The 9,296-nt window shown below is 70.2% G+C and carries 11 protein-coding genes and 1 pseudogene; 9 read left to right on the top strand and 3 right to left on the bottom strand.

All coding sequences use genetic code 11. The features are described 5' to 3' along the window. From R6V09_RS37535 to R6V09_RS37500, 8 genes and pseudogenes are all read left to right on the top strand, one after another. A pseudogene (locus tag R6V09_RS37535) lies at window positions 1–492 on the top strand (hypothetical protein); the annotation flags it as partial. A gap of 120 nt (window positions 493–612) precedes the next feature. Then, the gene (locus tag R6V09_RS37530) at window positions 613–864 is read left to right on the top strand and encodes a hypothetical protein (protein ID WP_317885948.1); all 252 of its coding nucleotides are present in this window, start codon (window positions 613–615) and stop codon (window positions 862–864) included. Then, on the top strand, window positions 861–1,229 hold the full coding sequence (locus tag R6V09_RS37525) for a helix-turn-helix domain-containing protein (protein ID WP_317885947.1): 369 nt from the start codon (window positions 861–863) through the stop codon (window positions 1,227–1,229). Before R6V09_RS37530 ends, R6V09_RS37525 begins: the two co-directional genes overlap by 4 nt. Window positions 1,230–1,369: 140 nt before the next feature. Next, the gene (uraD, locus tag R6V09_RS37520; protein WP_317885946.1) at window positions 1,370–1,885 is read left to right on the top strand and encodes a 2-oxo-4-hydroxy-4-carboxy-5-ureidoimidazoline decarboxylase; all 516 of its coding nucleotides are present in this window, start codon (window positions 1,370–1,372) and stop codon (window positions 1,883–1,885) included. Next, complete coding sequence (gene uraH / locus R6V09_RS37515; RefSeq protein WP_317885945.1) at window positions 1,882–2,289, top strand: hydroxyisourate hydrolase; 408 nt, start codon at window positions 1,882–1,884, stop codon at window positions 2,287–2,289. The genes uraD and uraH overlap by 4 nt, the downstream gene beginning before the upstream one ends. A 4-nt stretch (window positions 2,290–2,293) precedes the next feature. Continuing rightward, complete coding sequence (gene pucL / locus R6V09_RS37510) at window positions 2,294–3,175, top strand: factor-independent urate hydroxylase (RefSeq protein WP_317885944.1); 882 nt, start codon at window positions 2,294–2,296, stop codon at window positions 3,173–3,175. Window positions 3,176–3,324: 149 nt separating this feature from the next. After that, on the top strand, window positions 3,325–4,704 hold the full coding sequence (locus tag R6V09_RS37505) for an 8-oxoguanine deaminase (protein WP_317885943.1): 1,380 nt from the start codon (window positions 3,325–3,327) through the stop codon (window positions 4,702–4,704). A 227-nt stretch (window positions 4,705–4,931) separates the two neighbouring features. Continuing rightward, window positions 4,932–6,296: a nucleobase:cation symporter-2 family protein gene (locus tag R6V09_RS37500; protein ID WP_317885942.1), complete on the top strand. Its 1,365-nt coding sequence runs from the start codon at window positions 4,932–4,934 to the stop codon at window positions 6,294–6,296. Here the strand turns inward: R6V09_RS37500 and R6V09_RS37495 are convergent. From R6V09_RS37495 to R6V09_RS37485, 3 genes are all read right to left on the bottom strand, one after another. Continuing rightward, the gene (locus tag R6V09_RS37495) at window positions 6,281–7,099 is read right to left on the bottom strand and encodes a chitosanase (protein WP_317885941.1); all 819 of its coding nucleotides are present in this window, start codon (window positions 7,097–7,099) and stop codon (window positions 6,281–6,283) included. The genes R6V09_RS37500 and R6V09_RS37495 overlap by 16 nt on opposite strands. 95 nt (window positions 7,100–7,194) lie before the next feature. Beyond that, window positions 7,195–7,470: a hypothetical protein gene (locus R6V09_RS37490; RefSeq protein WP_317885940.1), complete on the bottom strand. Its 276-nt coding sequence runs from the start codon at window positions 7,468–7,470 to the stop codon at window positions 7,195–7,197. A 43-nt stretch (window positions 7,471–7,513) separates the two neighbouring features. Then, window positions 7,514–8,314 carry a helix-turn-helix transcriptional regulator gene (locus R6V09_RS37485; protein WP_317885949.1) on the bottom strand — a complete coding sequence of 267 codons (801 nt, stop codon included), beginning with the start codon at window positions 8,312–8,314 and terminating at the stop codon, window positions 7,514–7,516. A 102-nt stretch (window positions 8,315–8,416) separates the two neighbouring features. Between R6V09_RS37485 and R6V09_RS37480 the strand changes: the two genes are divergently transcribed. Further along, window positions 8,417–9,271: an SDR family oxidoreductase gene (locus tag R6V09_RS37480; RefSeq protein ID WP_442810217.1), complete on the top strand. Its 855-nt coding sequence runs from the start codon at window positions 8,417–8,419 to the stop codon at window positions 9,269–9,271. Window positions 9,272–9,296 lie beyond the last annotated feature (25 nt).

Raw genomic sequence — 9,296 nt, 5'->3', positions numbered from 1 at the left:
GCCGTCAGCGGGATGCGCCGGGTCGCCGACGCCCGGCCCGTCATGCCCACCTGGGCGGGAGACCGCCTACGGGCCGTGGAGACGCGGTTGCTGACCAGCCTCGGCATCCGGGTGGCCGTGATCTGGCCACAGTTGTGGCTGCACGCCCCCGACTCGACGCGGACGGAGATCGGCACGGCGCGGGAGGAACTGCGCCGGGCCGCCACCCTCGCCGGATGGGGCCTGCTCTACGTCACCGTCGGCGCCGTCTGGTGGCCGGGGGCGGTGATCGGCGGCGCCGTCGTCCTCACAGCGTGGCACCGCTTCCGAGCAGCCACCGACGCCTACGCCACCCTGGTCGAGTCCGCCGTACGTCTCCATCTCCACGAACTCGCCCGCGCACTCGGCATCGGCGGCCGGGGCCCGCTCACCGCCGCGCACGGTGCCGCGCTCGACGCGTACTTCGCGACCGGCGAGGACCCACCGCCGGACGTGCTGCTTCCACGCGACTGACAGGAACGCCTCCCCGCTCGCGAGAGGCCCTGCTGGCCGACGTCCCGGTCCGTTAGGGTCGGATCCGGGCGCCGGTGGTCCTGTCCACGTCGGCACGATGGCAGAGAGATATGGGACGCGATGCGACTGAGAGTCGAGTTCACCACCGAACCCTTCGACCTCGACGAGGCCCCCGCGCACGCGCTGGTCGCCAGGGAGGTCATCGGGGCGGCTGAGCTGGACGCCGTGGACGTCGGGCCGTTCGGCAACACGGCCGAGGGGGGTGCCGACGCGGTGCTCGGCGCCGTCGACGCGCTGCTGCGCAGGACCCTGGAAGCCGGCGCCACCCGGATCTCGCTGCAGGTCAACGTGATCGGGGAGGGTGACGCGTGACCGGCATCGGCGACGAGCCCTTCATCACGGCCGTGAAGCCGCTGGTCGACGCCATGGGCGGCGAGCTGCTCCCGCCCGACGAGGCCGGCCCCGACGACGTCGTGCTCGCCTGGGAGGGCGCCGACGTGGTCGCCGTACGTCTGCCGCAGCTCGCGGACTCGCTGGACCACATCCTGGCCGCCATGGAACGCAAGAAGGGCAAGCCCCTCGCGGACCTGGACCGCAAGGCCAAGCAGGAGGTCGTACGGATACTGGAGGCGCGCGGCGCCTTCTCGGTACGGCACGGCGTGGAGACCGTGGCTAGCGCCCTCGGGGTCAGCCGGTTCACCGTGTACAACTACCTGAACCGTGAGAAGGAGAGCTGAGCCGCTCTCCGGTTGTTACCCGGAATTTTCAACAAAGTGTTGACGTGGTGTTGTCGAGGGCGTTAGCTACTGCCAGCCCGTTCAGCACCAGGGCCCGTTCAGTACTAGGGCCAGTTCAGTACCAGGCCACGGAGGCTCCGGTGACTTCGACTTCCACGCCGCCGGGCCTTGCCCGGTTCAACGTCCTGGAGGAGCACGCGGCGTTCGCCGTTCTCCTTGAGGCGTGTGCCTCCACGGCGTGGGCGCGGCGGCTGCTCGCCGCCCGCCCGTACGCCGGACCCGAGGACCTCTACGCCGAGAGTGACGCGGCGATGGCGGACCTGACCGCCGAGGACCTCGGCGAGGCGATGGCCGGCCACCCGCCGATCGGCCGCCCCAAGCCCGGCGACCCCACCTCCGCCCGCGAACAGCGCGGCATGGCGGGAGCCTCCGAGGAGCTCAGGGCGGAGATGCTCGACCTCAACCTGGCGTACCAGGAGAGGTTCGGCCATGTCTTCCTGATCTGCGCCACCGGCCGCACCGGCGAGCAGATGCGCGACGCGGTCAAGGAACGGATCGGCAACTCGCCGGAGCAGGAACGCGAGATCGTCCGCGTCGAGTTGGGGAAGATCAACCGCATCCGGTTGGCCAAGCTCGTAGAGGAAGAAGCGGCATGAGCACCAGCACCACCGCCTCGGTGTCCACGCACATCCTGGACACCTCCGTCGGCCGCCCGGCCGAGGGCGTCGCCGTCCAACTCGCCGCCCGCGGTGGCGCGTTGGGCGACTGGAAGCCTCTCGGCGGGTCCGCGACCGACGCGGACGGGCGGTGCAAGGACCTCCCGGCGCTGCCGGCGGGCACCACACACGTGCGGCTCGACTTCGCGGTGGAGCCCTATTTCGAACGTTCAGAGAACAAGCAAGCCGATGCGCAGCAGGACGCCCCCGCGAATCGGGACAGCGGTACGACCGGAGTGTTCTTCCCGGAAGTGGCGATCACCTTCGCCGTGAACCCCGGCGAGCACTACCACGTACCGCTGCTGCTCAACCCGTTCGGCTACTCCGTTTACCGAGGGAGCTAGCTACATGCCCATCCTGGGACAGAACCAGTACGGCAAGGCCGAGAACCGAGTCGTCAAGATCACGCGGGACGGCGCCACCCATCACATCAAGGACCTCAACGTGTCCGTGTCGCTGAGCGGCGACATGGACGAGGTCCACTACTCCGGCTCGAACGCCAGTGTGCTGCCGACCGACACCACCAAGAACACGGTGTACGCGTTCGCCAAGGAGCACGGCATCGAGTCCGCCGAGCAGTTCGGCATCCACCTCGCCCGGCACTTCGTGACCTCGCAGGAACCGATCAAGAGGGCGCGCATCCGCATCGAGGAGTACGCCTGGGAGCGCACGACGGGAGGTCACTCCTTCGTCCGCAAGGGCCAGGAGACCCGGCTCACCCAGATCACGTACGACGGCCAGAGCTGGGAAGTCGTCTCCGGGCTCAAGGACTTGACGGTACTCAACTCGACGGACTCCGAGTTCTGGGGCTACGTCAAGGACAAGTACACGACGCTGCCCGAGGCGTACGACCGCATCCTGGCGACCGAGGTGTCCGCGCGGTGGCGCTTCAACTGGTCCGACGACGCACAGCAGATGCCGGACTGGGAGACGTCCTACGAGCAGACGAGGCAGCACATGCTCCAGGCCTTCGCCGAGACGTACTCGCTGTCGCTCCAGCAGACCCTGTACCAGATGGGTTCGCGGATAATCGCGAACCGCGACGAGATGGACGAGGTGCGCTTCTCGCTCCCCAACAAGCACCATTTCCTTGTGGACTTGGAGCCGTTCGGGCTGAAGAACGAGAACGAGGTGTACTTCGCCGCGGACCGGCCCTACGGCCTGATCGAGGCGACCGTCCTGCGGGACGGCTGCGAGCCGAAGATCCCGGTGGATCTCACCAATCTCTGAGCCAACCTCTGAGCCAACGTCTGGGCAACTCCCTTTCGACCGGCTCTCTTTGCGGCACCCGTGGCCCGCCCTCCCGTGCGGGCCGCGGTACTCAAATCCAGGGGTCCTGCCGTGCCCATTCCACACAGCGAAAGCGAATAGGACGAACCATGGCAGCAGTTCAGCGCATCGTCATCGAGAACTGTTCGATCGCGACCGTCGACGCCCACGACACGGAGTACGCCACCGGTCACCTCGTCGTCGCCGGCAACCGCATCGAGTCGCTCGGCGCGGGCAGCGCGCCGGAGGGACTGGAGAACGTCGTACGCCGTGTCGATGCCTCGGGCCACCTGGTGACCCCCGGTCTGGTCAACACCCACCACCACTTCTACCAGTGGATCACCCGGGGCCTGGCCACCGACCACAACCTCTTCAACTGGCTCGTCGCGCTGTACCCGACCTGGGCGCGCATCGACGAGCCGATGGTCCGCGCCGCCGCGCAGGGCTCCCTCGCGATGCTGGCGCGCGGCGGTGTGACCACCGCGCTGGACCACCACTACGTCTTCCCGCAGGGCTCCGGCGACCTCTCCGGCGCCATCATCGGCGCCGCCCGCGAGATGGGCGTCCGCTTCACACTGGCCCGCGGCTCCATGGACCGCAGCGAGAAGGACGGCGGGCTGCCCCCGGACTTCGCCGTCGAGACCCTGGAGGGTGCCCTCGCCGCGACCGAGGCGACGGTACGGGAGCACCACGACGCCTCCTTCGACGCGATGACCCAGGTGGCCGTGGCACCCTGCTCACCGTTCTCCGTCTCCACCGAACTCATGCGTGAGGGCGCCGAGTTGGGCCGCCGACTCGGCGTCCGGCTGCACACGCACGGCTCCGAGACGGTCGAGGAGGAGCAGTTCTGCAAGGAACTGTTCGGCATGGGACCGACCGACTACTTCGAGTCCACCGGCTGGCTCGGCGAAGACGTGTGGATGGCGCACTGCGTCCACATGAACGACTCCGACATCGCCGCCTTCGCCCGCACGAAGACCGGCGTCGCCCACTGCCCCTCGTCCAACGCCCGCCTCGCGGCCGGTATCGCCCGCGTCCCGGACATGCTCGCCGCCGGCGTCCCGGTCGGCCTCGGCGTCGACGGCACCGCCTCGAACGAGTCCGGCGAACTCCACACCGAACTGCGCAACGCCCTCCTCATCAACCGCCTCGGCGCCCACCGCGAAGCCGCGCTGAACGCCCGCCAGGCGCTGCGCCTCGGAACCTACGGCGGCGCCCAAGTCCTGGGCCGCGCAAGCGAGATCGGCTCCCTGGAGGCAGGGAAGCTGGCCGACCTGGTGCTGTGGAATCTGGACACCCTGGCCCACGCCTCGATCGCCGACCCGGTGACCGCGCTGGTCTTCGGCGCGGCGGCCCCGGTCACCGCGTCCTTCGTGAACGGCCGTCAGATCGTCGAGAACAACCGCCTGTTGCACGTCGACGAGGACACGATCGCCCGCTCCACGCGGGAGGAGGCCCGGCGGCTGGCGCGTATCGCCGCGCAGGGCTGACGAGTTGGCCGGTCGGCCAGTCGGCCGGCCGATCGTTCAAGATCTCCGGTTGAGGGGGACGGCCCTCATCCGGTGGCCGTGGCCGGGGCGTGCATGGATGTGTGCGCCCCGGAACGGCCTTATGTGCCCCCTTTGTTGGGTTCCGTCCCTCGGTCCCGCACGACCGCGCACCACCTCCATGAAACCCACGTCAGAGCCGACGTGTTAGCTGACCCGGAGGAACCGCCGTGACCGCCCACCCCGTCGACGAAAAACTCCCCGCACTCAAAATGGCCACCACGGGACTGCAACACGTGGCCGCCATGTACGCGGGCGTCGTCGCCCCGCCGCTGATCGTCGGGGCGGCCGTCGGCCTCTCCGGCACCGAACTCACCTTCCTCACCGGCGCCTGCCTCTTCACCGCGGGCCTCGCGACCTTCCTGCAGACCCTCGGAATCTGGAGGATCGGCGCCCGGCTGCCCTTCGTCAACGGCGTCACCTTCGCCGGCGTCGCCCCGATGACCGCGATCGCGGCCTCCACCAGGGACAAGTCCGACGCGCTGCCCGTCATCTTCGGCGCGGTGATCGTCGCGGGGCTCCTCGGCTTCCTCGCCGCCCCCTTCTTCAGCAGGGCGGTCCGCTTCTTCCCGCCGGTCGTCACCGGCACCGTGATCACCCTCATAGGTGTGTCCCTGCTGCCGGTCGCCTTCGGCTGGGCGCAGGGACCCGACCCGTCGGCGCGCGACTACGGTTCGACGACCAACCTGGGACTCGCGGCGGCGACCCTCGTCATAGTGCTGGTCCTCCGCCGCTTCACCCGGGGCTTCGTCAAGCAAATAGCCGTGCTGCTCGGCCTGTTGATCGGCACGCTCCTCGCGATCCCCTTCGGCGCAACGGACTTCGGCCCGGTCACGGACGCCGACGTGATCGGCTTCCCGAGCCCGTTCCACTTCGGCGCACCGCAGTTCCAGCTCGCCGCGATCGTCTCGATGTGCGTCGTGATGGTGGTCTCGATGACCGAATCCACCGCGGACATGCTGGCGTTGGGCGAGATCGTCGAACGCCCCGCGGACGAGGCGACCATCGCCGCCGGCCTGCGCGCCGACACCCTCGGCTCGGCGATCAGCCCCCTCTTCAACGGCTTCATGTGCAGCGCCTTCGCCCAGAACATCGGCCTGGTCGCCATGACCCGCATCCGCAGCCGGTACGTCGTCGCCACCGGCGGCGGCTTCCTGGTGCTGATGGGGCTGTGCCCGATGGCCGCGTCGCTCATCGCCGTCGTACCGCGCCCGGTGCTGGGCGGCGCGGGCGTCGTCCTGTTCGGTTCGGTCGCCGCGAGCGGGATCCAGACCCTGGTCAAGGCGGGCCTGGATACGGGCGACAACGTCCTGATCGTGGCGGTCTCGCTGGCCGTCGGCATCATCCCGATCACGGCACCGGACTTCTACCACGCGTTCCCGCAGACCGTCAGGATCGTCCTCGACTCGGGCATCTCCACGGGATGCGTGGCGGCGGTGGCGCTGAACCTGGTCTTCAACCACCTCGGCCGGGTCCGCGAACAGGTCGGGGGCACGACCGGGACCGTCCCCCGCACCGGTCAGCCGATCGCGTAACTGTCCCCGTACACCTTCCACTTGAGCGGTGTGTCCAGGTCGAGATTGCCCTTCCGCAGGAACACCCGCTGGGCGGTCTCGACCCGGGTCACGTCGCTGTGCGCCTCCTCCTGCTTCATCGCCCAGACCCGGGCGTCGAGGAAGGCGTTGAGGTACGTCGTCTCGTTGCCGCCGTCGGCGGGAGTGGCCGCGTGCCTGCGGGCCCGGGCGCGGATGCCGCCGAAGCAGAGGGCGTCGGTGCCGGGGCCGTGCATGACCATCGCGTCGTAGTAGACGAACTGCCCGAGCGTGCGCACCCCGTCCTTCTTGGCGCGCGCCACGGCCGGATCGAAGTAGCCGCGGTCCCGCTCGTCGCGCTGCGCCTCGCGGAACGCGGCGGACGTCCTCGCCGCCTTGCGCCAGGCGGCCGGGAAGCCCGGGGCCAGCCCCTTGTGCGAGTCCGTGCCGTTCACGGCGCGCAGCGCGGACAGATAGCCGGCGAGGACGTTGTGCGGGACCCGCTTCGTGTACAGCTCGACGAGCGCCAGCATGTCGCTCGTACCGGAGCAGAAACCGATGATGCCGCCGGTGTAGCCGCGGCCGTCACCGATGTCCTCGATGTACTGGTACTGCGCCTTCCAGTCCAGGGAGGAGTTCTCCGCGCTCGACACCAGCCGCATCGCGAGGTCCTTCTTCGCCGGGGCGTCGAGCCCCGCCGCACCCGCCGTCGAGGCGTCGGCGGACGGCCACTGGCTCGCGACCGCCGCGGTACCGAGGGCGGCGAGCAGGGTGCGGCGGGTGGCTTTTCTTCGGAAGAACGGCAAGTCGACTCCAAGGCGGGCGCGGTCGCACAGCAACTGTGAAAGGCAGCTGAGACTCGCGCGTCACCTTGGGAAAGCCATGGGACGGCGTTAGGAAGTCACTGTGAACTCCCCGGCCACGCCATGAGGTTGGCGAACAGCTCGGCCTGCTCGATCGCGTCGTCGAGGGCATGGCGCCCTTGGCGCTCACCGATCGGCCGCAGTTCACGGTAGAAGGTCAGCTTCTCCGGGTCCGCCGCGGTGTACCCGTCGACGTCCTGCGTCCCGGCGACGGCCGCGCCGAAGCTCAGCATGGAGTACGTGCCCGGGATCGGACCGTCGGCTTCGATGTCGACGGAGATGTACAGACTCTGCTTGACGCGTGGGGCGGACATGGCCCGCAGCGCGACAGCCACGGCCGCTGCCGTGCATCCGGGTTCAGCGGCCCCGGACTGCCTGGCAGGGGCTGACCGCGGGAAGCCGGCCGGTCAGGAACGAGCGGGGCGGGACACCCATCAGGGCCCGGAAGTCGGTCGTCATGTGCGACTGGTCGAAGTAGCCGACAGCGGCGGCCAGTTCGGACCAGCCGACGCTGCCCGCCCGGGCGGCGAGGGCGCGGATCCGGTCGATACGGGCGTAGTGCTTGGGGGAGACACCGACACCGTCGGTGAACAGGTTCCGCAACTGGCGTTCGCTGACGGACAGTTCCCGGGCCACGTCCCGTACCTGTGCGGGTGCCCGGTCCATCCGCACGGACAATGCCTCGACGGCCGCCCGCAGCAGCGCTGTCCGGGCCGGATCCGCCGGATCCGCCGACTTCGCCAGCAGTCCCGGCAGTACCTCGGCGACGCGTGGCAGAGCCTCCTGCGGGTCCAGCCACCGCAGTTCACGTGCGAACCGACGGGCCGCGCCGCCCGGCAGGTCGTCCAGCGGCACCACCCGGCCGACCAGTCCGGCGGCCGGGACACCCAGCAGGGGCCGGGCCGTACCCGGTGCGAGGCGCAACTCCACACACTCGATATGGGCCTTCCCCTCGTGGTAGGCCGCCCGCACCCGTGGTCCGACGGCAAGGACGTCACGCCGTCCGTCCCCCGTCACCCGCAGGACCACCTTGGTCACCGCGTCCGGCAGTTGGACGAACGTCCCCTCTGGCGGCTCGCTGAAGGACATGGTCCGCACCTCGGCGATCCACGGGCGCAGCGTCTCGGGCGTGGTCGGGAGTGGCTCGGCGATGGTCATCGGCACCTTTCCACCGTAAGCGACCGGGGCCGCCGTCCGAGCGGACCGGCCGTGCCGGAATTTCCAAGAGCCGAGCGCCCCGGCGGGCCCACCGTGGTCCACATGATTCTGGTGACGGGTGCCACGGGCACCATTGGAAGTGATGTCGTACGACAACTGGCCGAGCGTGGCGCGAAGGTGCGCGCGCTGACCCGTGACCCGGCGAGGGCGCGGCTGCCTGCCGGGGTGGAAGTGGTGCGCGGGGACTACGGCGAACCGGCGTCCCTGGACGCCGCGTTGGCTGGTGCGACGGCCGTGTTCCTGCTCCGTCCGCCCGGCCCGGACGGGGGACAGGAGGCGGCGCTGGTTGCCGCGGCGCGGGCCGCGGGTGTGGACCGGCTGGTGAAGCTCTCCGCCATCGCCACCGGCGATCCCGCCTCCGGGCCCTCCGGGCAGTGGCACGTGGCCGGTGAACGGGCCGTGCGGGACAGCGGGCTGGACTGGACGGTGCTGCGGCCGTCGTCGTTCGCCTCCAACACACTGACCTGGCTCCCGGCGCTCCGGGCGGGCGAACCGGTGCCCAACATGACCGGGGACGGCGCGTCGGGCGTGATCGACCCGCGGGACATCGCCGAGGTCGCGGTGCGGGCACTGCTCGACGCAGGGCACGAGGGGCGGACATACACCCTCACCGGTCCCGAGGCGATCACCGTCCCCGACCAGGCCGCCGTGCTCGCCGAGGTCCTCGGCCGCCCGGTCCCGGTCCGGAACCTGTCCCCGGACGGGACCCGCGAATTCCTCCGCACGGCCTGGGGCATGGACGAGATCCAGGCGGACGGTGTGGTGACCGGCGTGGCGTTCGTCCGTGCCGGCGGCAATGAGGTCGTCACCGAGGACGTGCGTGAGGTCCTGGGCCGCCCGCCGCGCACCTACCGGGAGTGGGCCCAGGACCACAGGGCGGCGTTCGGGGTGGAGTGACCCGAGCGGCGGCGGGGGTGGCGTC

This window comes from Streptomyces sp. W16, assembly GCF_033194735.1.
Classification (GTDB): Bacteria; Actinomycetota; Actinomycetes; order Streptomycetales; family Streptomycetaceae; genus Streptomyces.
Note: the sequence above shows the minus strand (reverse complement) of the source record. Positions and strands in the feature narration are given on the sequence as shown.